The sequence below is a fragment of the Pseudarthrobacter sp. BRE9 genome, from assembly GCF_031844305.1.
Classification (GTDB): Bacteria; Actinomycetota; Actinomycetes; order Actinomycetales; family Micrococcaceae; genus Arthrobacter.
Genome location: NZ_JAUZUY010000001.1, coordinates 574136 through 597852, shown reverse-complemented (window position 1 = coordinate 597852; position 23717 = coordinate 574136). Strand labels below are relative to the sequence as shown.

Annotated in this window: 25 protein-coding genes and 2 tRNA genes; 16 read left to right on the top strand and 11 right to left on the bottom strand. The window is 67.2% G+C overall.

Features of this window, described 5'->3' with window-relative positions; all coding sequences use genetic code 11:
* Positions 1-158: 158 nt before the first annotated feature.
* The 3 genes from Q9R31_RS02770 to yidC all read left to right on the top strand — a co-directional run bounded on the left by Q9R31_RS02770 (position 159) and on the right by yidC (position 1244).
* A tRNA-Thr gene (locus tag Q9R31_RS02770) sits at positions 159-230 on the top strand.
* A 60-nt stretch (positions 231-290) separates the two neighbouring features.
* Positions 291-364, top strand: a tRNA-Met gene (locus Q9R31_RS02765).
* Between the two features lie 91 nt (positions 365-455).
* Complete coding sequence (gene yidC / locus Q9R31_RS02760) at positions 456-1244, top strand: membrane protein insertase YidC (protein WP_311261201.1); 789 nt, start codon at positions 456-458, stop codon at positions 1242-1244.
* Between the two features lie 8 nt (positions 1245-1252).
* On the opposite strand, the gene Q9R31_RS02755 is transcribed toward yidC, so the two are convergent.
* The gene (locus Q9R31_RS02755; protein WP_311261200.1) at positions 1253-2152 is read right to left on the bottom strand and encodes an SDR family oxidoreductase; all 900 of its coding nucleotides are present in this window, start codon (positions 2150-2152) and stop codon (positions 1253-1255) included.
* A complete protein-coding gene (locus tag Q9R31_RS02750; protein WP_311261199.1) occupies positions 2149-2601 on the bottom strand; it encodes a nuclear transport factor 2 family protein in 453 nt (150 codons plus the stop codon). The genes Q9R31_RS02755 and Q9R31_RS02750 overlap by 4 nt, the downstream gene beginning before the upstream one ends.
* Before the next feature lie 91 nt (positions 2602-2692).
* Between Q9R31_RS02750 and Q9R31_RS02745 the strand changes: the two genes are divergently transcribed.
* The 3 genes from Q9R31_RS02745 (at position 2693) to Q9R31_RS02735 (ending at position 4664) form a co-directional block, all read left to right on the top strand.
* A complete protein-coding gene (locus Q9R31_RS02745) occupies positions 2693-3352 on the top strand; it encodes a helix-turn-helix domain-containing protein (RefSeq protein ID WP_311261198.1) in 660 nt (219 codons plus the stop codon).
* 81 nt (positions 3353-3433) lie between these two features.
* Positions 3434-3991 (top strand): dihydrofolate reductase family protein, encoded by a 558-nt coding sequence (locus Q9R31_RS02740; RefSeq protein WP_311261197.1) that lies wholly within the window; start codon positions 3434-3436, stop codon positions 3989-3991.
* Positions 3992-4007: 16 nt separating this feature from the next.
* Positions 4008-4664, top strand: a complete 657-nt coding sequence (locus Q9R31_RS02735; protein ID WP_311261196.1) for an SDR family oxidoreductase — start codon at positions 4008-4010, stop codon at positions 4662-4664.
* A 20-nt stretch (positions 4665-4684) separates the two neighbouring features.
* Here the strand turns inward: Q9R31_RS02735 and Q9R31_RS02730 are convergent, their stop codons facing one another.
* Positions 4685-5887, bottom strand: coding sequence for an ROK family transcriptional regulator (locus tag Q9R31_RS02730; RefSeq protein WP_311261195.1), 1203 nt, complete (start codon positions 5885-5887; stop codon positions 4685-4687).
* A gap of 95 nt (positions 5888-5982) precedes the next feature.
* Here Q9R31_RS02730 and Q9R31_RS02725 point away from each other — a divergent pair, with 95 nt between their 5' ends.
* From Q9R31_RS02725 to Q9R31_RS02705, 5 genes are all read left to right on the top strand, one after another.
* Entirely contained in the window at positions 5983-7695 is a 1713-nt protein-coding gene (locus tag Q9R31_RS02725) for a glycoside hydrolase family 13 protein (RefSeq protein ID WP_311261194.1), read from the top strand.
* A 57-nt stretch (positions 7696-7752) separates the two neighbouring features.
* The gene (locus Q9R31_RS02720) at positions 7753-8694 is read left to right on the top strand and encodes an aldo/keto reductase (RefSeq protein ID WP_311261193.1); all 942 of its coding nucleotides are present in this window, start codon (positions 7753-7755) and stop codon (positions 8692-8694) included.
* Positions 8695-8864: 170 nt separating this feature from the next.
* Positions 8865-9728, top strand: coding sequence for a CoA ester lyase (locus Q9R31_RS02715; RefSeq protein ID WP_311261192.1), 864 nt, complete (start codon positions 8865-8867; stop codon positions 9726-9728).
* Between the two features lie 28 nt (positions 9729-9756).
* Positions 9757-10713 carry a DUF2797 domain-containing protein gene (locus Q9R31_RS02710; RefSeq protein ID WP_311261191.1) on the top strand — a complete coding sequence of 319 codons (957 nt, stop codon included), beginning with the start codon at positions 9757-9759 and terminating at the stop codon, positions 10711-10713.
* Positions 10714-10747: 34 nt separating this feature from the next.
* Positions 10748-10972: a DUF3188 domain-containing protein gene (locus Q9R31_RS02705; protein ID WP_311261190.1), complete on the top strand. Its 225-nt coding sequence runs from the start codon at positions 10748-10750 to the stop codon at positions 10970-10972.
* Here Q9R31_RS02705 and Q9R31_RS02700 read toward each other — a convergent pair.
* Both Q9R31_RS02700 and Q9R31_RS02695 read right to left on the bottom strand, forming a co-directional pair.
* Positions 10962-12653 (bottom strand): SulP family inorganic anion transporter, encoded by a 1692-nt coding sequence (locus Q9R31_RS02700; RefSeq protein WP_311261189.1) that lies wholly within the window; start codon positions 12651-12653, stop codon positions 10962-10964. The genes Q9R31_RS02705 and Q9R31_RS02700 overlap by 11 nt on opposite strands.
* The gene (locus tag Q9R31_RS02695) at positions 12650-13030 is read right to left on the bottom strand and encodes a metalloregulator ArsR/SmtB family transcription factor (protein WP_311261624.1); all 381 of its coding nucleotides are present in this window, start codon (positions 13028-13030) and stop codon (positions 12650-12652) included. Before Q9R31_RS02695 ends, Q9R31_RS02700 begins: the two co-directional genes overlap by 4 nt.
* A gap of 95 nt (positions 13031-13125) precedes the next feature.
* On the opposite strand from Q9R31_RS02695, the gene Q9R31_RS02690 reads away from it, so the two are divergent.
* The 5 genes from Q9R31_RS02690 to Q9R31_RS02670 are packed head-to-tail and all read left to right on the top strand — an operon-like array spanning position 13126 to position 17571.
* Positions 13126-13587, top strand: a complete 462-nt coding sequence (locus tag Q9R31_RS02690) for a MaoC family dehydratase N-terminal domain-containing protein (protein ID WP_311261188.1) — start codon at positions 13126-13128, stop codon at positions 13585-13587.
* A 2-nt stretch (positions 13588-13589) separates the two neighbouring features.
* Positions 13590-14027, top strand: coding sequence for a MaoC family dehydratase (locus Q9R31_RS02685; RefSeq protein WP_311261187.1), 438 nt, complete (start codon positions 13590-13592; stop codon positions 14025-14027).
* A 28-nt stretch (positions 14028-14055) separates the two neighbouring features.
* Positions 14056-15330: an MFS transporter gene (locus Q9R31_RS02680; RefSeq protein ID WP_311261186.1), complete on the top strand. Its 1275-nt coding sequence runs from the start codon at positions 14056-14058 to the stop codon at positions 15328-15330.
* Positions 15331-15352: 22 nt separating this feature from the next.
* Positions 15353-16420, top strand: a complete 1068-nt coding sequence (locus tag Q9R31_RS02675; RefSeq protein WP_311261185.1) for a UDP-N-acetylmuramate dehydrogenase — start codon at positions 15353-15355, stop codon at positions 16418-16420.
* 47 nt (positions 16421-16467) lie between these two features.
* Positions 16468-17571 carry a winged helix DNA-binding domain-containing protein gene (locus tag Q9R31_RS02670; protein WP_311261184.1) on the top strand — a complete coding sequence of 368 codons (1104 nt, stop codon included), beginning with the start codon at positions 16468-16470 and terminating at the stop codon, positions 17569-17571.
* A 66-nt stretch (positions 17572-17637) separates the two neighbouring features.
* Here Q9R31_RS02670 and asd read toward each other — a convergent pair whose 3' ends face one another.
* Genes asd through Q9R31_RS02640 form a run of 6 tightly spaced genes read right to left on the bottom strand, consistent with a single transcriptional unit; the run spans position 17638 to position 23688 of the window.
* Positions 17638-18768: an aspartate-semialdehyde dehydrogenase gene (gene asd, locus Q9R31_RS02665; RefSeq protein ID WP_311261183.1), complete on the bottom strand. Its 1131-nt coding sequence runs from the start codon at positions 18766-18768 to the stop codon at positions 17638-17640.
* 45 nt (positions 18769-18813) lie between these two features.
* Positions 18814-19050: an NF038396 family protein gene (locus Q9R31_RS02660; protein WP_311261182.1), complete on the bottom strand. Its 237-nt coding sequence runs from the start codon at positions 19048-19050 to the stop codon at positions 18814-18816.
* Positions 19051-19054: 4 nt separating this feature from the next.
* Positions 19055-19639: a dihydrofolate reductase gene (locus Q9R31_RS02655; RefSeq protein WP_311261181.1), complete on the bottom strand. Its 585-nt coding sequence runs from the start codon at positions 19637-19639 to the stop codon at positions 19055-19057.
* Complete coding sequence (locus Q9R31_RS02650; protein WP_311261180.1) at positions 19636-20439, bottom strand: thymidylate synthase; 804 nt, start codon at positions 20437-20439, stop codon at positions 19636-19638. The genes Q9R31_RS02655 and Q9R31_RS02650 overlap by 4 nt, the downstream gene beginning before the upstream one ends.
* A gap of 21 nt (positions 20440-20460) precedes the next feature.
* Positions 20461-21429 (bottom strand): NUDIX hydrolase, encoded by a 969-nt coding sequence (locus Q9R31_RS02645; RefSeq protein ID WP_311261179.1) that lies wholly within the window; start codon positions 21427-21429, stop codon positions 20461-20463.
* Positions 21430-21438: 9 nt separating this feature from the next.
* A complete protein-coding gene (locus Q9R31_RS02640; RefSeq protein WP_311261178.1) occupies positions 21439-23688 on the bottom strand; it encodes an RNA degradosome polyphosphate kinase in 2250 nt (749 codons plus the stop codon).
* Positions 23689-23717: the final 29 nt, after the last annotated feature.

The window sequence follows — 23717 nt, the reverse complement described above, 5'->3', positions numbered from 1 at the left end:
GCCGTCGTCCGTTGTGCTCTCTCCGGCCTCTACAGCCCCGGAATTCCGCGGAAAAAGCTGCTCCCGCTGTCCGTAAGAGGGCGTCTGCCAGCGGCCCGGAAGCGCTCCTGATGCCGATTTGTTGGTGCGTAAATCTTCCGGTAGAGTATTTACTCGTTGCCCCCCTAGCTCAGTGGTAGAGCGCGTTCTTGGTAAGAACGAGGTCACCGGATCGATTCCGGTGGGGGGCTCTGAATGAGGGCCTGTGTCAAGGCGGTTTGACCGGCTTGACACAGGTTTTTCTCATTCGTGGCGGTGTAGCTCAGTTGGTTAGAGCGCACGACTCATAATCGTGAGGTCGGGAGATCGAGCCTCCCCACCGCTACAGGCTAAGCCCCCGGAATCCATGGATCCCGGGGGCTTTCCTGTTTCCCGGATCCGCAGTAGCTTGGCAGCAACGTGCGGACGGGGGATCGGTGGACTTTTTCACGGCGGTGCTGGAGCCGTTCCGGTGGCTGGTGTCCGCCATCATGGTGGCTTTCCACGACGGACTGAGCACCCTGGGCATGCCGGCCGCGGGCGGCTGGACCTGGACACTGTCCATCATCGGGCTGGTGCTGGTCATCCGCGCGGCCTTGATCCCGGTGTTCCTGGCACAGGTGCGGGCCCAGCGCAGGATGCGGCTCCTGCAGCCGGACCTGAAGGAGCTCCAGGACAGGTACCGGGGCAGGACGGACCAGGCGTCGCGGCAGGCCATGGCCCAGGAACAGATGGACCTGTACCGGAAACACGGCACCAACCCATTCTCGGCGTGCCTGCCACTATTGATCCAGGCACCGTTCTTCCTGGCGCTTTTCCAGGTGCTGTCGGGAATTTCCAACGCCTCACGGCAGGGCGGGGGCATTGGCGTGATGGGCCACGACCAGGTGGTCCAGTTCGACTCCTCCAGCATCCTGGGGGCACCGCTGTCAGCTTCCCTGCTGCACGGCGGAGGAGAGCCGGCGGCCGTGGCCGTGCTCGCCGTCGTCATGATCCTGGTGATGATTGCCAGCCAATTCCTGACGCAGAAACTCGTGGCCTCACGGACCATGGCGGGCCAGGACAGCGAGAGCCCGCTGGTGCGCCAGCAGAAAATCCTCCTTTACGTCCTGCCCGTGGTCTTCGGCGTGGGCGGGATCTTCTTTCCCATTGGAGTCCTGGTCTACTGGACGGTCTCCAACCTCTGGACGCTGGGCCAACAGTTCCTGGTGTCGCGAAAGCAGTGAGCGCAGCGTCAGCCGCTGCCGTAGGCCCGGGCCTGCTCCCTGAGGAAATCGCTGACAGGCCTGGGGTCGATTCCGCGTTGGCGAAGGGGCTTGTCGTCCCAGGTGGCCTCGGTAAGGTCCGTCGTCAGGCCCGCCCCGAGCGCCGATGCCAGGCCGTCCTGGTGGCGGCTAAGGACACGTACTGCGAGGCGGGCCAGGATACGCGGCATGTGCTGCATCTTCATGGTGCGGTGCATCAGCTCCCCGGCGATTGCGCCGGCTTCGTTCTTCGTCAGCGGCTCCGGTCCGCCGAACTCGATGAGCCGGGGCGGGCCCGGCTCCAGGGCCACGGCGCAGAGGAGGTCTGCCACGTCCTGGGTCGCCACCCACCGCGCCTTCCTGTCGCCCTTTCCGATGACCGACACTTTGCCGCCCGCCATGTCAAAACGGGCGGTGGGAGAGAAGTGGACTTCCTGGAATCCGTCCGGCCGCACGACGACCGTTTGCATGACGGAGGCCGCCAGACGGCGCTCCATGGCCAGCTTTGCGTGCCTCAATGGCGTCTCGACAGCGGTTTCGATTCCGGCGAAGGACAGGTAGACGAAGCGGCGGACCCCCGCGGCCTCGGCAGCATCGATGAGATGACCCATCCCCAACTCGTCGATCTCCCGGATGCCGGCATTGCTGCTGCCCTGCAAACGGCGGGTCATGGCCGTGGCCGTAGCGATTACGGTATCGATGCCTTCGCACGCTGGTGCCAGCGAGGCAGCGTCGGTGAGGTCGCCGCGGGCAACTTCTGCGCCGAGCGCCTGCAGCTGCGAACCGTCCGTGTTCTGCCGGACCAGGCAGCGGACGCCGTGACCGGCATGGCGAAGTTGCCTGGCAACCCTGCCGCCCAGATCACCTGTAGCCCCGACCAGGAGGATCATGGCCGTGACCCTTCAGGACCCGCCCCGGCCACGGACCGCACTGCGGCGTTCACGTCACCCGTGTCGCGTTCCACCGGTTCCAGATAGAACCTGGCGGCCGACAGCCGGTCTCCGCGAAGGCTGAAGATCGCCACTCCCGCCTGCTCAACGGCCAAGCCGTCCCGGCGGGTGCCGTGCGACTCCCATTCCACCCAGACTTTCCCATCGGCACCGGTTGCCGCATCGCGTACCTCCACCTGCAGATCCGGAATCCCGGCGAACAGCGCAGACCAGTTGGACCGCACCTGTGCCCGTCCGGTGAAGCTGCGGGCCGGGTGGTTGGGGGTGGTGTTGACGTAGTCTTCGACAAACTCTGCCACCATGGCGTCGAGATCGTGCGTCCGGGCTGCTTGGAACATGCGGCGAACAGGGCCGTCCGGGAGGCGGTCCACGCCTGCTGGCGTGTCCATGGAGTGCTCCTTGGTGCTTGGCCCTGGGAGGCCATTGCCTGTTAGATTGATTTCAATACAGTTGACTGTATTGATTGGAGTGTAGGACTGCATGCAAAGCCCAGTCAATGCCTCCGGGAAACAGACCCCGAAGCGCGCCTATGATGCCCGCCGACGCCGGCAGCTCGCCGATGAGGCGTTGCATACCGTGCGTGCCCGGGCCAGGGAGTTGTTCCTGGCCAAGGGGTTCGGTGCCACGACGATCGCCGAGATCGCACGGGCAGCAGGGGTGTCGCCTGAAACGGTCTATAAGAACTTTGGCGGCAAGCCGGGGCTGGTGCGCGCGATTTACGAGGAGAGCCTCCTCGGTGCCGGCGGCGCGCCGGCCGAGCAGCGATCCGACCTGGCGCAGCTGACAACCAACGATCCTGCGGCGCTGATGGAGCAGTTGGGCCGCTTCACCACCGAGGTCAGCCCCCTGGGGGCTCCGGTCTTCCTTCTGATCCGGGACGCTGCGGCCGGAGGGGACGCAGCCATGGCTGCCTTGCTGGCGGAGGTGGACGACGCCCGGTACCGGCGGATGCTCCACAATGCCCGGCAACTTGTCGGCAGGGGACTCCTGCGGGCGGGCCTTGATGACACGGAGGCAGCGGACGTGATGTTTACCTGTACCGCAGCGGAGCTCTATGAAACCCTTGTCCTCAAACGGGGATGGTCCGCCGAACGGTACGGCACGTTCATCGCCCGGACGCTGGCGGCGAACCTGCTGTAGACCGGGGCGCATGGCGGGTCCGTGCCGGCTTTCCAGCGGCCAGGCCTGTTCGCAGGGGAACTCCGTCGGCAGAATGGGCCCATGGCGCAGCTGATCTATTCCGCAATCATGTCCCTCGACGGCTATACGGCAGACAAGGACGGGAACTTCAACTGGTCTGCTCCCGACGAGGAAGTCCACGCGTTCATCAACGACCTTGAGCGGGATGTGGGCACCTACCTCCTGGGCCGGCGGATGTACCAGGTGATGTCCGTTTGGGAAACCCTGGGCACTGCCGAGGACCCGCCGATAATCCAGGACTACGCCCGCATTTGGCAGGGGGCGGACAAGGTGGTGTACTCGACGTCGCTGGACAGCGCCGCCACGCCCCGGACCCGGCTGGAGCGGCGGTTCCTCCCGGAAGCGGTGCGGGAGCTGAAGGCCGGCACGGACAGGAACATCAGCATCGGCGGCCCCACCCTCGCGGCGCATGCCCTCAAAGCCGGGCTCGTCGACGAGTGCCAGTTCTTCATCACCCCGGTTGCCGTCGGCGGCGGCCTGCGCTTCCTGCCGGACGGACTGGACGCCCGGTTCGCACTGCTGGACGAGCGCCGGTTCGGAAACGGTGTGGTGTACCTGCGCTACGGACGCCTTGCCTAGAAGGCAGAATGGGGGCATGACACGCATCGCCATCATTGGCGGCCACGGGAAAGTGGCCCTCCTCCTGTCCCAGCTCCTCACCAGCGAAGGCCACTCCGTCACGTCGTTCATCCGGAATCCGGACCACGCGGGGGACGTCACTGCCACCGGCGCCTCGCCGTCGGTCCTGGACGTGGAGAATTCGACGACGGCGGAAATCACCGACGCGCTGGCTGGCCACGACGCCGTGGTCTGGTCTGCCGGCGCCGGTGGCGGCAATCCGGACCGCACCTACGCCGTGGACCGGGACGCCGCGATCCGTTCCATGGATGCCGCCGCCCAGGCGGGAGTGGACCGGTACGTCATGGTGTCCTACTTCGGCGCTGGCAAGGATCACGGGGTGCCGGAAGGCAACAGCTTCTTTGCCTATGCCGAAGCCAAGGCGGCAGCAGACGAGTATCTCCGCGGCACTGGGCTCGCCTGGACCATCCTCGGCCCCGGGGCACTAACGGACAAGCCGGGAACCGGGCTGATCGACGTCGACCCCTCCCCGGAGGGGGACCGTGACACCTCGCGCGCCAACACGGCGATCGTTGCGGCGGCGGTGCTGGACCTGCCCCAAACCGCGGGGCGGACCATTGAGTTCCGCGACGGCACCCTGCCGGTGGCGGCCGCGCTGGGACCGCGCGCGTAAGCCGCGGCGCGGGGAGGCGGCTATGCCGGAGCAGCCAGCTCCAGGTCCAGGGAATTCTTCTCCACGTAGTCCAGGGCGCAGCGCACGGCACCCACCGTGACGATGGAGTCGCCCAGCGGAGACACAGCCACACGGGCGGGGGTAGCGGTGAACCCGGTCAGGCGCTCGCTGATGGGCGCGAGCAGTACGTCCGCGGAATCGGCCACGCCGCCGCCAATCACCACCAGTTCCGGATTGAGCAGGGTGGAAATGGTCCCCACCACCCGTGCCATCCTGTCCGCCAGCCGGTCCAGGATACCCAGCGCCACAGCGTCGCCCTCCTTTGCAGCGGCGAAGACCTGCTCGGCCTCCACCCGCCCGTCCTGGAGCGAGCGGAGGGCGGTGGGGACCGGGGTGGCCAGGGCTTCGGCGGCCCACGTACGGGCAAGGTGCGCGATGCCGTAGGTGTCGCCCACGCCTTCCACCAGGTCCAGGTACGCAAGCTCTCCGGCGCTGCCCCGGGTTCCGTGGACCAGCCGCCCGCCCTCCACAATGCCGGAACCCAGCCGTTCGCTGGCCAGGATCACCACGACGTCGTCAATCCCCGCGGCGGCCCCCCGCCAGCGGTCACCCAGGGCCGCAAGGTTGGCGTCGTTTTCGAGGAGGACCGTCCATCCCCGGGTCTCTTTGAGGGCAGGCTGCAGCCCCAGGTCGAACAGTCCCCAGAACTTCTGCGTGGCCACCACGTCGCCGTGCCGGTCCACGGGCGCGGCAACTCCGGCGCAGACGGCCAGCACCTGGCCTGATCCCGCTCCGGCCGAGCGCAGTGCCGACTCGGCCACGCCGTCGATGAAGGCAATGCGTTCCCCGGAGTCCACCTCCCCGGCCTGGAAGGGCTGGCTGGACCGTCCCAGGGTCCTGCCCCGGAGGTCGGAAACCACCACGGTGACCTTGGAGTAGCCGATGTCCATGCCCAGGACCACGCCCGCGCGGTCGTTGATTTCGAACCGGCGGGCAGGGCGGCCCTTGTGGTACCCGCCGAACTCGCGCTGGTTCTCCCGCTCCAGGACCCAGCCCCGGCGGACCAGGTCCTCGCAGACGGCGATGGTGGTGGCGCGGGTCAGGCCCGTGGCTGCCATGACGTCCGTGACGGTCACGGCGGCGGAGGCGCGCAGGAACTCCAGGACCGCGCCGGCACTGACCCGCCGCAGCAGTTGGGGAGTCGCCGGAACCAGTTCAGCCATGCTGTTGACCTTCCTGTCCAAAGCACCGGATAATAGTTGGGAAGTAAATTTAGATTCAATATAAATGTACCTGCTTCGAAGAAAAGGACCACCCCTTGTCCACCACTGCCACGCTGGCAACCCTGTCCGACTCCGACCGTCCGGCCGACCCCAACTGGTGGCGCCAGGCCTCCGTCTACCAGATCTACCCGCGCAGCTTCGCTGACTCCAACGGTGATGGCATCGGTGACCTGAAAGGCATTACCGCCAAGGTTCCGTATCTGAAGTCGCTGGGAATCGACGCTGTATGGCTGAGCCCGTTCTACCCGTCCGCGCTCGCCGACGGCGGCTACGACGTGGACGACTACCGCGACGTGGATCCCAAGCTGGGCACGCTGGACGACTTTGACGAAATGGCCAAGGCCCTGCACGACGCCGGCATCAAGCTGATCGCGGACATCGTCCCGAACCACTCCTCCAACCGGCACAAGTGGTTCCAGGAAGCGCTGGCCTCGCCGAAGGGTTCGCCGGAACGCGACCGCTACATCTTCCGTGACGGCAAGGGCCCCAACGGTGAGTTCCCGCCGTCGGACTGGGACTCGGTGTTCGGCGGACCCGCCTGGGCGCGCATTACCGAACCGGACGGCACTCCCGGCCAGTGGTACATGCATATCTTTGCCAAGGAGCAGCCGGACCTGAACTGGTCCAACCGGGAAATCCGGGATGACTTCCTGAAGACCCTGCGCTTCTGGTCCGACCGCGGCGTGGACGGTTTCCGCGTCGACGTGGCGCACGCCCTCACCAAGGACCTCACCGAGCCGCTGCTCTCCAAGCTGGAACTGAGCGCCGCCAACACCGGCGTGGACGGATTCGACGACGGCTCGCACCCGTTCTGGGACCGCGACGAAGTCCACGAGATCTACGCCGAATGGCGTGAGGTGTTCAACGAGTACAACCCGCCGCGCACCGCCGTGGCCGAAGCCTGGGTGCACGCCACCCGCCGTGCCCGCTACGCCAGCCCCCAGGGCCTGGGCCAGGCGTTCAACTTCGACCTGCTGCAGGCCGACTTCGACGCCGCCGAGTACAAGGAGATCATCACCCGCAACCTGGCCGAGGCCGCCGCCACTGGTGCCTCCTCCACGTGGGTCTTCTCCAACCACGACGTGGTCCGGCACGCCACCCGCTACGGACTGCCCCAGGTGGCCAAGGAAAAGGCCGGCGCCAAGGGCCAGGACGGCAAGGACTGGCTGCTCGCCGGCGGCCCCAAGGACCAGCTGGACGTCGAACTGGGCGAACGCCGTGCACGGGCAGCCACCCTGCTGATGCTCGCCGTTCCCGGGTCCGCCTACCTGTACCAGGGCGAGGAACTGGGCCTTCAGGAAGTGGCCGAAATTCCCGAATCGGAGCGGCAGGATCCGTCCTTCTTCCGCAACAAGGGCGTGGAGATCGGCCGCGACGGCTGCCGCGTGCCCCTGCCCTGGAAGGTGGAAGGCACCTCCTTCGGATTCGGCGACGGCGGCTCCCACCTGCCGCAGCCGGACTGGTTCAGCAAGTACGCCGTGGAAGCGCAGGACGGCACCCAAGGCTCCACCCTGGAGCTCTACCGCACGGCCCTGAAGCTCCGCCGCGAGCTGCTGACCGATGAGGAACTCGAATGGGTTGGGAATGGCAACCCGGACGTCCTGCACTTCAAGCGGCCCAACGGCTGGCAGTCCGTGACCAACTTCGGGAACACCGCCGTCGACCTTCCGGCCGGCGAGGTGCTGGTCAGCAGCGGCCCGCTGGAAGACGGCAAGCTGCCGGCCAACACCACAGCCTGGCTGCGCTGAGTTGGGCGTGCCTGAAGTCCTGCCAAAGCCGGCTGTCCTGATGAGGGAGCAGGCCTGATGCAGGAAGTCATCTACGGGTGCATGGGACTGGGCGGCAGCTGGTCCGACGAGCCACACGAAAGCCACCATGTGGACCAGGCCGCTGCTGCCGTCCAGGCCGCCCTGGACGCGGGAATCACCCTGTTCGACCATGCCGACATCTACCGGAGCGGCAAGTCCGAGGCAGTGTTTGGTGAGGTCCTGGCCGCCACGCCGGGCCTGCGGGAGCGGATCCGGCTGCAGACCAAGTGCGGCATCCGGCTGAACGAACGCGGCCTGCAGACCCACTACGACCTGAGCCGGGAAGCCATTCTGGAGCGGGTCAACGGCAGCCTGGAACGGCTCCGGACCGACTACGTGGACGTCCTCCTGCTGCACCGCCCGGATCCCCTGGCGGACCCCGGGGAGGTGGCATCCGCCGTCCGGCAGCTCATGGACGAAGGCAAGGTCCGGCAACTGGGCGTCTCTAACATGTCCGCAGCCCAGATTGAGGTGCTGCAGGACCGGCTGGAAACCCCTGTGGTGGCCAACCAGCTGGAGATGAGCCTGCTCAAGCGGGCGTGGCTGGAAAGCCAGGTCCTGGTCAACCACCCGGAGCACCTGGACTACAGCTTCCCGCACGGGACGCTGGAGTACTGCGTCCGCAACAACATCACCCTGCAGGCGTACGGCTCCCTGGCCCGCGGCGTCTACACCGGCGCCGAACCGGACAACCCCACCTCAGCCGAAGCGGCAACTGCCGAACTCGTGGCGCAGCTCGCGGGGGAGTACGGCACCTCCGGCGAGGTTGTCCTGCTGGGCTGGCTGATGAAGCATCCGGCCGGCATCGCGCCGGTGATCGGGACCGTCAACCCGGACCGGATCCGGGCCTGCGGCGATGCCGCCCGGGTGGCAAAGGCCATGAGCCGGGCGGACTGGTACAAACTCTGGGTCACGGCGCGCGGGAGCAACATCCCCTGACCCCGGTCCAAACTGGGTAGCAGTAAGTGCCGTTATGGAGCCGCATAACGACACTTACTGCTACCTACATTCCCCGTCGACCCGGTCATATCCCGTTTAGTTCGTATTGATCCTCACAAGCTGGCCGTTTTCTTCGCCGTGCCGCTTGCGGGGCGGATACTGTAGAAAGCATGACGTCTACCATCGCCGCCGAAACTGTTAGGCCGGAACGCAATATCCCCGCAGAGATCGCCCGCTCCTGGCTGCTGGTCAATGCCATGAAGCCGGAGCTTTTCGACCAGTCGGCCGTCTCCCGCGCCGATTCGATCATCCTGGATATTGAAGATGCGGTGGACCCTTCCCAGAAGGACCAGGCCCGCAGTAACGTGGTCGACTGGCTGACCGCCGGCGGCAAGGCCTGGGTCCGGATCAACGACGCCACCAGCCCGTTCTGGGCCGATGACCTCGCCGGGCTGCGCGGCACCCCGGGCCTGCTGGGCGTCATGCTCGCCAAGACCGAATCCGCGGACCAGGTCACCGAGAGCTTCCACCGCATGGACGGCAAGACCCCCGTGATCCCGCTGGTGGAATCCGCCCTCGGTATCGAGGAAGCCAACCACATCGCCAAGGCGCAGGGCGCTTTCCGCCTGGCCTTCGGTTCCGGCGACTTCCGCCGCGACACCGGCATGGCCGCCACCCCCGAGGCAATGGCCTACCCGCGCGCCAAGCTCGTGGTTGCCAGCCGGGTGGGCAACCTGCCCGGTCCCATCGACGGCCCCACGGTCGGCACCAACCACCCCATCCTGCGCGAGCAGACCGGCATCACAGTGATGATGGGCATGACCGGCAAGCTGTGCCTGGCCATCGACCAGACCCCGGTCATCAACGAGGTCATCAGCCCCACGCCGTCGGACGTTGCCTGGGCCACCGACTTCATGAACGACTTCGAAGCCAACGGCCGCGTCATCCGTGACGGCTCGGATCTTCCCCGCCTGGGCCGCGCCGAGAAGATCATGAAGCTGGCGGTAGCCTTCGGGGTGCAGCCCGCGCTGTAGCCCACCACTTCACCTTTCAGGAGACCCCGTGACCGATACCCGCTATCTGGTCCACGGGGTCTTTTGGGATGGACCGCCGGGTTCCAGTGCGGCGAATCCTTTGAAGGCGGACGACGGCGGCGGCCCGGCTTTGCGCCTCCAGTCACCGGACGGGGACGTCCGGCAGCTCAGCCTGGGCCCCGGCGGACGCCTCGGCTTCGAAGTGGTGAAACCCGGCAGGTCCTGCCTGGGGCACGTCCGGGTCCAGTCGGCAAGCTCGCGCAGCCACATCCTCTGCGCCTCCGCCGCTCCGGCTCTCCGGGGAAAGCAGTGCGAGCGGTGTTTCGTGCTGGACGAGTCCCGGCTGATGCACGACTTCCACCGCGGCGGCCGGGTCACGCCGGGCCTGCGTGACTACCTGATGCAGGAACACTGGCTGTACGTTGCCACGTTCGCGGGCGGTGCCACCAAGGTGGGAACGGCCTCCGGTCCGCGGAAGTGGAACAGGCTCGCGGAGCAGGGGGCCGCAGCGGCGGCTTATGTCGCCAGGGCGCAGGACGGCCGGGTGGTGCGCATCCTCGAGGACCTGGTGACGGCCGTCGCCGGCCTGACGCAGCAAGTCCGCTCCACCGCCAAGGCGGACGCCCTGCTGCAGCCGCTCCCGCCGGGAGACTTGCTGGCCGCCAATGCCCGCGCGGCCGCCGACGTACGCGCGCTGCTGGCGCGCACCGCCGTCGACGGCTATGAAACTGTGGAGGAGCAGTGGGTGAGGCCGGCGCAGGCCGGCGCCCTGTACGAACCTGCCCAACGGCACGCCTACCCGCATGCCCTGGACCAGGGGCAGCACGGCTTCCGGATCGCCGCTGTGAGCGGCGCGAACGTGCTGGCCCGGCTCGATGGCACGGACGCCGCATTCGTGGTGAACCTGTCCCAACTGGCCGCCCGGACCATCACCCTGGGCGGCTTCGCCTCCCAGGTCCCGGCAGTGCAGGAATCCCTGTTCTAGCCGGCCCGCAAGGCCTGGACGGTAGACTTGCACGGTGCTGAACGAATTCTGGGCCACCGCGCCAACCCGTTACAAAGTCCTGGTCTTCAGCGCGATGGGGCTGATCGCCGTCGGCATCATCCTCAACATCATCGGCAACACCGGCGGCAACCAAACCCTGGCCTTTGCCTCCCTGCCGCTCATCGGGTTGGGCCTTGTCCTGCACGTCGTGGGCATCGTGGTCCGCGGCCAGTCGATCCGTAGGAACCTCAGGCGCTAGCCGCTGCGTTCCGCAGGACATGGCTGCGGGCGTGCTCCACGGCATCAGGAAGATGCTGGAACAGGTGTTTGTGGTGCCGCAGCGAACGGATCACGCCCACGTTGGTCACCAGGTCCAGGTGGTCTGGCCGCACACCCTTGAGCAGCACGGTAATGCCGCGCAGTTCCAGCGCAGCGATGACCTCCACCAGCGCGTGGGCGCCAGTGGCGTCAAGCATCCGCAGCTGCGAGAGTCTGATGATCGCCACCCGGATATCCTTGACCTGGCTGATTTCCTGGAGGATGCGCTCGGCGGCGCCGAAGAACATTGCGCCGTCCAGCCGGAGGACGGCTATGTGCTCATCGCCGTCGGCGGAAGGACCGGGGACCGGCTCGCGCTGGACGCCGCTCAAGGAGGCGAACTTTCGCAGCGCGAAGAGCGCAGCCGCGGCAAGCCCGATCTGGATGGCGACGATCAGGTCGAAGGCCACGGTGATGATCGCCGTGAGAACGAAGACTGCGGCGTCTGCCCGGGTGGAGCCCAGGATGGCGGCAACGGTGCGCCGGGAAACCATCCGTGTCGCCGTGACCATCAGGATTCCGCCCAGTGCTGCCAGCGGGATGCGGCTGACCATTCCTGAAGCAAGGTAAGTGATGCCCAGCAAAACGACGGCGTGAACGGCTGCGGCAAGGCGGGTCCGGGCCCCGGAACGGACGTTGACCGCAGTCCTAGCGATGGCTCCGGTGGCGGGCATGCCGCCAAACAGGCCGGCCGCGATGGAAGCCAAGCCCTGGCCCGTCAGCTCACGGTCCGGGCTGTAGGGTCCGGTGGGCCTGCCGTCGGGGCCGGCCATCCCCGCGGCCACCCTGGCTGAGAGCAGTGATTCGATAGCGGCAAGGACGGCGATTGCCACCGCAGGCATGGCAAGGCTGCCCAAGGTGGTCACGTCCACGGCCGGCACTGCCGGCGCTGGAAGGGAGTGGGGCAGGGGTCCGATCCGCGGGATATCCAGCTGCAGGAGTTCGGCTGCTGCCGCGGCCAGGAGAACCGCCACCAGGCTTGCCGGAATGGCCCGGAACAGCTTTTGCAGCAGGACCATGACGACGGCGACCAGCACTACGAGCGTCAGCGTCAACAGGACAGTGGGAGCCTGGGCGGCTGAGGCAGCTTCGACGGCGGCGACCACGGTGTTGTGTCCCGGGACGCCTGACGTGCCCGTTGCGAGCGGAACCTGCTGGAGGAAGATAATGGCCGCGATCCCCAGTGTGAACCCCTCCACCACCGGCCAGGGGATGAAGGCGACCGCGCGGCCCAGACCGCTGAATCCCATAATGCAGACCAGCAGCCCTGCCATCAGTGAGAGCGGGGCCACGCTGCCGGGGCCGTGGACGGCCACGACGGGCGCCAGGACCACCACCATGGCGCCAGTGGGGCCCGAAACCTGCACGGATGACCCGCCCATAAGGGCTGCCACCATGCCGGCCACGATGGCGGTGATAAGTCCAGCCTCGGCGCCCACCCCGGAGCTCACCCCGAACGCGAGGGCCAGCGGCAGGGCGACAATGCCCACGGTGATGCCGGCCAGCAGGTCTGTGCGCCACGACGAGCGAAGACCGGCGTAATCCTGCCGGGACGGGAGGAACCTGGTAAGCCTCTGGGCCGCCCTGGCGGCGGCGCGGCCGGTGGCGGCGGTGGCCGTCACGAGGCTGGTCCGCGGGACAGGTGCTCTGCCGGCAGCTGCTGTGCCAGCCGGAGCTGTTCGTTCGATTCGGACAGGTTGTCCAGGAGGAAGGTCCGGGCGATGGCGAGCAGTTGCGAAACCCCGGGGTGTGCCAGTTGGTACGTCACGGCATTGGCGGTACGGGCGGAGGTCACTACTTTGTGCCTGCGCAGGGTGGCGAGGTGCTGGGAGAGGTGCGAGGCTTCAAGCCCGGTCTCCGCCAGGAGGTAACTGACGGCCGCAGTTTCCTGCGGTGCTGCGGCCAGCAGTTCAAGGATCCGGATACGTGCCGGGTGCGCCAGGCCCTTGAACAGATTGGCTTTGATCTCGTACAGCGGTGCTTGGGCGGAAGACAGCAAAGGAGTCACTCCTGGCGGTTTGATGAAATGATGAATTCATCATACCGGTGGGTTGCGGAACCTGTGCCGGCTGCGCCGACGATAGGCTGGAATCCATGACTATCAATCCGGATCTGCAGGGCCGAAGCTACCCTGCCGCAGAGGTGTACGACGTTGGCCGCGAAAAAATCCGCGAGTTCGCCCGTGCCGTGAAGGCCACGCACCCCGCGCACTTCGATGCCGACGCGGCCAAGGCCCTGGGACACCCCGACCTGGTGGCGCCGCCCACCTTCGCCATCATCATCGCCCAGCGTGCCGACGCCCAGCTCATCGAGGATCCGGACGCAGGCATCGACTTCTCCCGCGTCGTCCACGCGGACCAGCGCTTCACCCACCACCGGCCCATCATTGCCGGGGACCGCCTCGTCGCGGAACTGCACGTCGACGGCGTCCGGGCCATGGGCGGCGGTGCCATGATCACCACCCGCTCCGAGATCTTCGCCCTCGGTTCCGGCGACTCCCGGGAACCGGTCACCACCACCACGTCATCCATCCTGGTCCGCGGAGAGGGACAGTAACCATGAGCCCCACCTTCAACGACCTCAGGGCCGGCCAGGAAATCGGCAGCCGCACCATCGAGGTCACCCGCACAGACCTGGTCAAGTACGCCGGTGCTTCCGGAGACTTCAACCCCATCCACTGGAATGAGGCCTTCGCCACCGGCGTGGAACTGCCGGGCGTCATCGCGCACGGCATGTTCACCATGGGCTCAGCCGTCCAGCTGGTGACCGACTGGGCGGGCGACCCCGCCGCCGTCGTGGACTTCCAGACCCGCTTCACCAAGCCGGTCCTGGTGGCCGACACCACGGGCACGGCCGAGCCCGGCGCCACCATCGAGGTCAGCGGCACCATCGGAAAACTCGACGCCGAAGCAGGCACCGCCCGCGTTGACCTCACCGTCGTCTCGGCCGGGCAAAAGGTCCTGATGAAGGCCCAGGCCGTCGTCAAGCTGTCCTGAGCAGCCTGGTGACGATGAGCTGCAAGCGTTGACCTCCGCGCCCAAAACCGGGGCTACCGCCGCCCAGGTCACCCACTGGCGCAACGCCGTGGTGGTGGCCTACGGGGCGAGCGGCGTGGCCTTCGCCTCCTGGGTGTCCCGGCTGCCCGCCATGCGGGACGCGCTGGACCTTAGCCCGGGCGCCGTCGGCGTCATCCTGCTGTGCATGACGCTGGGCTCCTTCGCCTCCGTCTCGGCCTCGGGGCTCATCGTGCTGCGGCTCGGGTCTAAACGGACCATCCGCACCGGCAGCATCATGGCTGGCGCCAGCCTGCTGACCGCCGGTTTTGGCACAACCGTGCTGGCCAGCCCGGTGGCGACTGCCATTGGGCTGGCCATCATCGGCTTGGGGACGGGAAGCTGGAACACCGCGTCGAATGTGGAAGGCGCGGCTGTCGAACGCGCCGTGGGCCGGCACATCATGCCGCGGCTTCATGGCGCGTTCAGCCTGGGCACGGTGGCGGGCGCCGGACTGGGTGCCGCTGCTGCGGCAGCATCCGTGCCCGTGTTCTGGCACCTTGCGGCGGCAGGAACGGTGGTGGCCGTGTCAGTGGCGACGGCGGCGTCATGGTTCCGCGCCGACGTTACCCCCGTGGCGGGGGAGCGCACCTACTCCCCGGACAACTTCGAAGACCCCATCACTGGCCCTATTCCCGTGATCCCTGCCGGAAGCACCGGGGATGCGCCGCTGGACAACAAGCGCAGGATCGCCCAGGCCTGGCGGGACCGCCGGACGCTGCTGCTGGGCGTCCTGGTGCTCGGCCTCGCCCTGGCCGAAGGCGCCGCGGGGGACTGGGTTGCCCTTGCCCTGGCAGACGGCCACGGGCAGAGCGATGCCGCCGGTGCTGCCGGATACGGCCTTTTTGTTACGTTCATGACCATCGGCCGGTTCGCCGGGACGCCGCTGCTGGACCGGTTCGGGCGGGTTCCCGTCATGCGCTGGTGCGCTGCGATGGCCGTCCTGGGCCTTGCCGTGTTCGTCTTCGCCCCGGCACCGTGGCTCGCTTACGTGGGCCTCGCGGTCTGGGGCCTGGGCGCATCGCTGGGTTTCCCGGTGGGCATGTCGGCCGCGGCCGACGATCCGGCCAAGGCCGCGGCGCGGGTGTCGGTGGTGTCCACGATCGGCTACGGCGCGTTCCTGTGCGGGCCGCCGCTGCTCGGCCTGCTGGCCGAACACGTGGGCATCCTGCACTCCCTCCTTGCCGTGATGGGGATGCTCGCTGTGAGCTTCGTGCTGTCCCCGGTGGCCCGGAAGCTCTACTAGGTTTCCCTAGTATTGTTGACGGGTGACTTCCACGCTGCTTTCCTCCCTGACCACGTCCGCCGTCGGCGGTCCCGCCGGCAAGTTCATCGAGGCCCGGACCGAGGCAGAAATCATCGACGCCGTACGGTCCGCGGATGCGGCCGGGGAGCAGGTCCTCATCATCAGCGGCGGGTCCAACCTCCTGGTGTCCGACGACGGGTTCCCCGGGACCGTCGTCAAGATCGCCTCGGAGGGTTTCGCCGTCAACGCGGAGGACTCATGCGGGGGAGTGGCGGTGGTGGTGCAGGCCGGCCATAACTGGGACAAGCTCGTGGAGCACGCCGTCCGTCACGCATGGTCGGGAATCGAGGCATTGTCCGGGATTCCCGGCTCAACCGGTGCCACCCCGGTCCAGAATGTGGGTGCCTACGGGGCCGAAGTTTCCCAGACCATTGCGGCCGTGCGCACCTGGGACCGCGAACGCAACGCCGTCCAAACGTTTACCAACTCGGAGCTGAAGTTCGGCTACCGGGACTCCATCCTCAAGCGCACCACCGTCAACGGCTCGCCCCGGTACGTCGTCCTCACGGTCGAGTTCCAGCTGCCGTTGGGGCGGATGAGCGCTCCCATCCGTTACGCCGAACTGGCCCGCTCCCTCGGCGTGGAGGCGGGCAAGCGCGCCTACGCCAACGACGTCCGCCGGGAAGTGCTCCGGCTGCGCGCCTCCAAGGGCATGGTGTGGGACGGCGCCGACCGCGATACCTACTCCACCGGTTCCTTCTTCACCAACCCCATCGTTTCCGCGGACGTGGCGGACACGCTGCCGGACTCGGCGCCCCGCTACCCTGCAGGCCAGGACGGACAGGTGAAACTGTCCGCAGCGTGGCTGATCGACCAGGCAGGGTTCGGCAAGGGCTTTGGCCTGGAACCGGAAGGCGTGGCCGGCGGCCGCGCCTCCCTGTCGACCAAGCACACCCTGGCCATCACCAACCGCGGCGCCGCCAGCGCCGCTGACATGGTGGCTGTGGCACGTGAGGTGCGGGCCGGCGTGGAACGCCGCTTTGGCATCCAGCTGCATCCGGAGCCGCTGCTCATCGGCCTGGACCTGTAGGCGTCCGACCGGGCCATACCGGGCCATACCGGGCCTAGGATGGGCCCATGGCTGCATCTGGTTCCCTGGGCGACCGCAGGATCATCGGCAGGCTCCGGCTGGCATCGCAACGGCTCGCCGGGGCCGGTGCCGCCTCAGTGCCGGAGCTGGTCCGGTGGATGACCGCAATGCAGGCGCAGGACCTGCCGGCGGCGCTGTGGGCCGTTGGGGTTCGCTTGCCCGGTGCCGGGATCACCGACGTTCGTGCTGCCATCGATTCCGGGACTGTGGTCCGGTCCTGGCCGATGCGGGGAACACTGCATCTCGTTGCCCCCGAGGACCTGCGCTGGATGCTGGACCTCACCGCCGAGCGGCTCACCAGGAGCATCGCGGCCAGGCACCGGCAGCTGGAGATCACCTGGGCTGATGTTGAGAAGGCGCGCGACCTGGCACTGGACCGAATCCTCACGGATGGTCCCGTCAGCCGTTCCGGGCTGTTTAACGTGTTCGACGCCGGCGGCCAGCCGACCCAGGGGCAGCGCGGCATCCATCTCCTGGGTACGCTCTGCCGGCACGGCTGGCTGGTGCTGGGGCCGCTTTCCGGAAACCAGCAGCTGATCGCGGCCTTCGATGAGTGGATCCCGGCGTCCCGCCGGCTCGGGCGGGAGGAGGCTATCGGTGAGTTCCTGGTGCGGTACTTCCGGAGCCATGGCCCGGCAACCCTCCGCGACTTCGCCTGGTGGACGCAGCTGCCGCTGACCGAGGTGCGCGCCGCGTTCCAGCAGGTCCGGAGCCAGCTGGTGGAGCTGGAAGTCGCTGGCACCAGCTACTGGCTCTCACAAGACGTCGCCGCCCTGCTGGATTCCGGTGTCCCCGGCGGCCGCTCGCTTCACCTGCTGCCCGGCTTCGATGAGTTCGTCCTTGGCTACACGGACCGGACGCCCGTCCTGGCACCGGAGCATGTCGATCTGATCGTTCCGGGCGGCAACGGCGTCTTCAAGAAGACCATGGTTGCGGCGGGGAAGGTGGTGGGCACCTGGGCGCTCCAGGGCACGGGCCGGGGTGCCGCCGTCGTCCCCGAACTCTTTGATGAGGCCAAGCCGCTGGGCCCGGCAGCCCAGGCAGCCCTTGCCAAGGCCGCGAGGCGCTACACCACGTTCCTGGCCACCTGACCTCCTCACGCACAAAAGCGGTCCCTGCCCGGTAGGCAAGGGCCGCTCGTGGGGCAGCTGTACGGGTTACAGGTTGCCGGTGGCGATGTTGAGCATGCGGCGCAGCGGCTCGGCGGCGCCCCAGAGGAGCTGGTCGCCCACGGTGAAGGCGCTGATGTACTGCGGGCCCATTTCCATCTTGCGGATACGGCCCACCGGGATGTCCAGGGTGCCGGACGCGGCCACGGGGGTCAGCTCGGCCATGGTCGCTTCCTTGGTGTTGGGAACCACCTTGGCCCACTGGTTGTCCTCGTCCAGCAGCTTCTCGATCTCGGCGACGGACAGGTCCTCACGGAGCTTGAGCGTCAGGGCCTGGGAGTGCGAGCGCATGGCGCCGATGCGCACGCAGAGGCCGTCCATGATCACCCGGTTTTCCTCGGAGGTGCCTAGGATCTTGTTGGTCTCAACCCCGGCCTTCCACTCTTCCTTGGACTGCCCGTTGCCCAGGTCCGCGTCGATCCAGGGGATCAGGGAGCCGGCCAGGGGGACGCCGAACTGGGTGGCGTCGATGTCCGTGCGCTGGTGGGCCAGGACTTTGCGGTCGATGTCCAGGATGGCCGACGCCGGGTCGTCCAGTTCCGTGCTGACCTCGGCGTTGAGCGTGCCGAACTGGCTGAGCAGCTCACGCATGTGCCGGGCTCCTCCGCCGGAGGCTGCCTGGTAGGTCATGGAGGTGCCCCACTCCACCAGGCCGTTCTTGAACAGCCCGCCCAGGCCCATGAGCATGCAGGATACGGTGCAGTTGCCGCCGATGAAGTCCTTGGTGCCGTTGACCAGGCCCTTGTCGATGACGTCGCGGTTGATGGGGTCCAGGACGATGATCGAGTCGTCGTTCATGCGCAGGGTGGAGGCGGCGTCGATCCAGAGGCCGTCCCAGCCGCGGCTCCGCAGCTCGCCGTGGACCTGCTTGGTGTAGTCCCCGCCCTGGGCGGTGACGATAATTGGCAGCTTGGCCAGCGTGTCGAGGTCGAACGCATTCTCGAGCTTGCCGGCGCCTTCAGCGAAGGACGGCGCGGCACCTCCCGCGTTGGAGGTGGAGAAGAACACCGGGTTGATGTTGGCGAAGTCGCCCTCGTCCTGCATGCGCTGCATGAGGACGGAACCGACCATGCCGCGCCATCCGACCAGGCCGACGGAAGGGGTAGCTGCTGTAGTCATTGGACTATTTTAGACGGCGCGGGCGGCAGCGCGCAGTCGGTTACGTCACTGTGGACGGATGCCCTGGCCGCGCTCGGACTCCTCCAGCACAGCGGCCTTCCGGGCCCGCAGCGCGAAGAACGCCCCGAAGGCGAAGGCCTGGGTAACGACCACCAACACGATGGCCCCGGCGATCCTGTTGCCGCCCAGGATCATGGTCAGCCCGACGATCGCGGACAGCAGCGCCAGCAGGGGCAGCAGCATGTAGCCCAGGACGAATAGGGTTTCGGGTTTTTTCAGCATGTTCCTAGCCCTCGGTCCGTGACCATTTGGTGAATCGATAGCGCGTGCCGTTGGCGGCGGTCAGCCAGCCGTCCGGCGGGACGGAAGCAGACGCCTCCCAACTGGTACCAAGCTCGGGGGCGAAGGTGTCGCCGTCGGCCTCCACGTCGATGGTGGTGACCACTGCAACGTTGGCGAGGTCCGTGGACTGGCGGAAGACCTCACCGCCGCCCAAAATCCACACCGTTTCGCCGCCGTCGACAAACTGCGACTCAAGGAGCGCGTCGTCCAGGGAGGGAACCACGACGGCGCCTTCCGCCTCGGGCGTGTTGGCCCAGCTTTTCTGCCGGGTGATGACGATGTTCGTCCGGCCGGGCAGGGGACGGTACTTGTCGGGAAAGGACAGCCAGGTCTTGCGGCCCATGATGACCGGGTGCCCGGTGGTGAGCCGGGTGAAGTGCTTGAGGTCCTCGGGAAGGTGCCAGGGCATGTCCCCGTCCTTGCCGATGACGCCGTCGGAGGTCTGCGCCCAGACCAGGCCGACGCCCGTGATGGAGGCGGCAAGTTCCTCAGTGAAGGACTGGGGATCGGTGAAGTTTTCGGTGCTCATACGGCGATCGGTGCCTTGATCGTGGGGTGGTGCTGGTAGCCCACCACTTCGAAGTCCTCGAGCGTGTAGTCGAAGATCGATGCCGGCTTGCGGATGATCTTCAACTGCGGGTAGTCATACGGCTCGCGTTCCAGCTGCTTGAGGACCTGGTCCATGTGGTTCTCGTAGATGTGGACGTCTCCGCCGGTCCAGACGAATTCGCCGGGCTCAAGCCCCACTTGCTGGGCCACCATGCAGGTGAGCAGCGCGTAGGAGGCGATGTTGAACGGCACGCCCAGGAACATGTCCGCGGACCGCTGGTAGAGCTGGCAGGAGAGTTTGCCGTTGGCCACGTAGAACTGGAAGAACGCGTGGCACGGCGGCAGCGCCATGTCGTGAAGCTCGGAGACGTTCCAGGCGGAGACGATGTGCCGCCGGGAGTCGGGGCTGGACTTCAGGTTCTCCACCAGCTCGGCGATCTGGTCGATGTGCCCGCCGTCCGGTGTGGGCCAGCTGCGCCACTGCACGCCGTAGACCGGGCCCAGGTCGCCGTCGTCGTCCGCCCATTCGTTCCAGATGGTGACGCCCTGGTCCTGCATCCACTTGATGTTGGTCTCGCCGCGCAGGAACCACAGGAGTTCAACCGCCACGGACTTGAAGTGGACCCGCTTGGTGGTGATCAGCGGGAAGCTCTTGGCCAGGTCAAAGCGCATCTGGCGGCCGAAAACGCTGGTGGTTCCGGTTCCCGTGCGGTCCGATTTATGGGTGCCGGAGGCCAGGACATCGCGCAGGAGGTCTTCATAAGGCGTAGGGATGCTCACGCCCCAAGTCTACTGGCTGGCCTAGTCGTCGAACGGTTTGAACTGCTCCACCGCCACTATCCGTTTCTTCCCCCCGTTGGCCACATGGCACACCACCACTTCGCCGGGGGACAAGTACGGTTCCTTGGCCGGCAGCAGTTTGGCCAGGTGTGACGGCATGTGCCCGGCCAGCTGGTTGAGGACGGTCGGCAGCGCCGGCCGGTGTGTGCAGGCAACCACGGGCCGCTGCTTGTCGAAAAAGGATTCGATGACGGCAGCCGTCTTTTTGGGATTGCGCTGGTGCTTGTGCTCGGTCAGGCCTTCCGCCAGCTTCACCTTGGCGCCGGTGGTCCGCGCATAGGGGGCCACAGTTGCCACGCAGCGCAGCCATGGGCTGGTGACCACCCGCATCGGCTTCCACGCCTGCAGGAGCCGGCCGACGGCCTGCGCCTGGCGGGTCCCGGTGGCCGCCAGCGGACGCTCGCCCTCCGCCTTGCTCCAGGATGAGCGCGGCTTGGCTTTGGCGTGGCGGAGCACCAGGAGCGGCCACGTGTCCAGCGTTCCCCGTTCGTGCGCGTCCCGCAGGAACTCAAGAGGTACGACGTCGGAGGGGTTGGACAGCAGGCGGGCCGCCTTTTCGGGGGCGCACCACATTACGCTGTCCACCTCCTTTCCGTCCGGGACCAGGGTGTCACCGTTGACCTTGACCGCCCAGTAGTAGACCACCTTGAGGCCGGATGATACGTGGTAGTGGATGGGCGGCAGGGGTATGCCCAGCGGCGCCCGGAGGCCGATCTCCTCCCACACCTCACGGACGGCGCACTCCGGGACGGTCTCGCCGCTGTCAATTTTTCCCTTGGGCCAGGACCAGTCGTCATAACGCGGCCGGTGGATCAGCAGGACTTCAAGCCCGTCCTTGCCGACCCGCCAGGGGATGGCCCCGGCAGCGGTTACGGCGATGGGTTCCCCGGGGTGGTCAGTCTGGTCGGCTACGAGTGCATCGCTCGACAACGCGGCTGCCTATCGCCGGCTCAGGCTGCGCTGACGCGGCCGGGAAGCCAGCAGCCAGGACTGGACGTCTTCCAGCGGGGTCCCGTCCTCGGACAGGTGGTGCCGGATCCAGCGGCCCTCGTTGTCCAGATGCCAACTGGAAGTCTCCGGCGCCATGTAGCGGCGCAGGAGGTCAAGGACATAGGCGATGTCGTCCGCGCTGGACAATTGGACCAGCGCCTCCACCCTGCGGTCCAAGTTCCGGTGCATCATGTCTGCCGAGCCGATGTACACCACCGGATCGCCGGCGTTGGCAAAGGCGAACACCCGCGAGTGCTCCAGAAAACGGCCCAGGATGGAGCGGACGGTGATGTTGTCGCTCAAACCGGGAACGCCGGGCCGCAGCGAGCAGATGCCGCGGACCACCACGTCCACCTTGACCCCCGCCTGCGAAGCGCGGTACAGCGAATCGATGATGGCCTCGTCCACCATGGAGTTCACCTTGATCTGAACGAGTCCGGGCACCCCCGCCCGGGCGTTGCGGATCTCGGTCTCGATCCGGTCGATGAGCCCGGACCGGACGGAACGGGGCGCCACCAGGAGCCGTTTGAAGGTGGACTTGGGCGCGTAGCCGGACAGCTGGTTGAACAGCTTGGACAGGTCCTCGCCCACTTGTTCGTTCGCCGTCAGCAGGCCCAGGTCCTCGTAGTACCTCGCGGTCCGCGGGTGGTAGTTGCCGGTGCCGATGTGGCAGTAGCGGCGAAGCCCGTCCACTTCCTGCCGGACCACCAGCGAAAGCTTGCAGTGCGTCTTCAGGCCGACAATCCCGTACACCACGTGCACGCCGGCCTGCTCGAGTTTGCGGGCCCAGGAGATGTTGGCCTGCTCGTCGAACCGCGCCTTGATCTCCACCAGGGCCAGGACCTGCTTGCCGGCCTCGGCGGCGTCAATCAGGGCGTCCACAATGGGGGAGTCCCCGGAGGTGCGGTACAGGGTCTGCTTGATGGCTTGCACCTTGGGGTCCGCCGCGGCCTGTTCCAGGAAGGCCTGCACGGAGGTGGAGAACGAATCGTATGGGTGGTGCAGCAGGATGTCGCGTCGGCGCATCGCGGCGAAGACGTTCGCCGCCTTGGAGGTTTCGGACTCGTTCAGGTACCGCGAGGTGTGCGGGACATGCTTGGGGTAGTGCAGGTCCGCCCGGTCGATGGCGGCGATGACGGACAGGCCCCGGAGGTCCAGCGGTGCCGGCACCGAGTAGACCTCGGACTCTTCCACACCCAGCTCGCGGATCAGCAGCGCGCGGATGTTGGGGTTGATGTCGTGGGTGACCTCAAGCCGCACGGGCGGGCCGAAGCGGCGGCGCAGGAGTTCCTTCTCCAGGGCCTGCAGGAGGTTCTCGGCGTCGTCCTCCTCCACTTCCACATCCTCGTTCCGGGTGACGCGGAAGGTGTGGTGCTCCAGGACTTCCATGCCCGGGAACAGCTTGTCCAGGTGGACGGCGATGACTTCCTCGAGCGCAATGAAGCGGGCCACCCGGCCGGGTATCGCGCCGGCCCGGGGACCGTCGATGGAGATCAGGCGGGGAAGCTGGTCCGGGACCTTGACGCGGGCGAAGAGCTCCTTGTCGCTGACCGGGTTCCGGACCACCACGGCAAGGTTCAGCGACAGGCCCGAGATATAGGGGAAGGGGTGCGCCGGGTCAACGGCCAAGGGGGTGAGGATGGGGAAGACCTTTTCCGCGAACATCACGCTCAGCTGCTGCTTGGCGGCGTCGTCCAGTTCTTCCCAGTGCATGAGGTGGATGTGCTCGTAGGCCAGGGCAGGGCGGATCTGGTCGGCGTAGACCTGGGCGTGCCGTTCCTGCAGCCGGTGGGCTTCCTCGCTGATCCGCTCCAGAACCTCTACGGGGCTCAGGCCGGCCGGGGAGGGGACGGCCAGTCCGGTGGCGATGCGGCGCTTGAGGCCGGCCACGCGGACCATGAAGAACTCGTCCAAGTTTGAGGCAAAGATGGAGAGGAAGCCGACGCGTTCCAGCAGGTGCAGGGTGGGGTCCTCGGCCAGTTCCAGGACCCGGGAATTGAAGGCGAGCCAGCTCAGTTCGCGGTCCAGGAAGCGGTCCGGCCGGATGTCGCCTTCCGGCTGCAGGTTCGGGGCGAACTCCGGGATGTCAATGCGGTCCTGGGTGGCCCTGGATGCCGGTACTTCGGAGGAGCCGAAGCGTGCCCGGACGGGCACTGCAACATCCTGGGACGTAGCTGTTCCGGAGGGTTCCGGGTTCATGGCTTCTCCTTTAGCTTGCGCTTTGGTGC

Excerpts from the sequence above, each read along its gene's own strand:
- Q9R31_RS02750 (WP_311261199.1), bottom strand. The coding sequence starts at position 2,601 with ATGGACACGCCAGCAGGCGTGGACCGCCTCCCGGACGGCCCTGTTCGC.
- Q9R31_RS02745 (WP_311261198.1), top strand. The coding sequence starts at position 2,693 with ATGCAAAGCCCAGTCAATGCCTCCGGGAAACAGACCCCGAAGCGCGCC.
- Q9R31_RS02740 (WP_311261197.1), top strand. The coding sequence starts at position 3,434 with ATGGCGCAGCTGATCTATTCCGCAATCATGTCCCTCGACGGCTATACG.
- Q9R31_RS02720 (WP_311261193.1), top strand. The coding sequence starts at position 7,753 with ATGCAGGAAGTCATCTACGGGTGCATGGGACTGGGCGGCAGCTGGTCC.
- Q9R31_RS02755 (WP_311261200.1), bottom strand. The coding sequence starts at position 2,152 with ATGATCCTCCTGGTCGGGGCTACAGGTGATCTGGGCGGCAGGGTTGCC.
- asd (WP_311261183.1), bottom strand. The coding sequence starts at position 18,768 with ATGACTACAGCAGCTACCCCTTCCGTCGGCCTGGTCGGATGGCGCGGC.
- Q9R31_RS02670 (WP_311261184.1), top strand. The coding sequence starts at position 16,468 with ATGGCTGCATCTGGTTCCCTGGGCGACCGCAGGATCATCGGCAGGCTC.
- Q9R31_RS02655 (WP_311261181.1), bottom strand. The coding sequence starts at position 19,639 with ATGAGCACCGAAAACTTCACCGATCCCCAGTCCTTCACTGAGGAACTT.
- Q9R31_RS02730 (WP_311261195.1), bottom strand. The coding sequence starts at position 5,887 with ATGGCTGAACTGGTTCCGGCGACTCCCCAACTGCTGCGGCGGGTCAGT.
- Q9R31_RS02735 (WP_311261196.1), top strand. The coding sequence starts at position 4,008 with ATGACACGCATCGCCATCATTGGCGGCCACGGGAAAGTGGCCCTCCTC.
- Q9R31_RS02660 (WP_311261182.1), bottom strand. The coding sequence starts at position 19,050 with ATGCTGAAAAAACCCGAAACCCTATTCGTCCTGGGCTACATGCTGCTG.
- Q9R31_RS02715 (WP_311261192.1), top strand. The coding sequence starts at position 8,865 with ATGACGTCTACCATCGCCGCCGAAACTGTTAGGCCGGAACGCAATATC.
- Q9R31_RS02640 (WP_311261178.1), bottom strand. The coding sequence starts at position 23,688 with ATGAACCCGGAACCCTCCGGAACAGCTACGTCCCAGGATGTTGCAGTG.
- Q9R31_RS02685 (WP_311261187.1), top strand. The coding sequence starts at position 13,590 with ATGAGCCCCACCTTCAACGACCTCAGGGCCGGCCAGGAAATCGGCAGC.
- Q9R31_RS02690 (WP_311261188.1), top strand. The coding sequence starts at position 13,126 with ATGACTATCAATCCGGATCTGCAGGGCCGAAGCTACCCTGCCGCAGAG.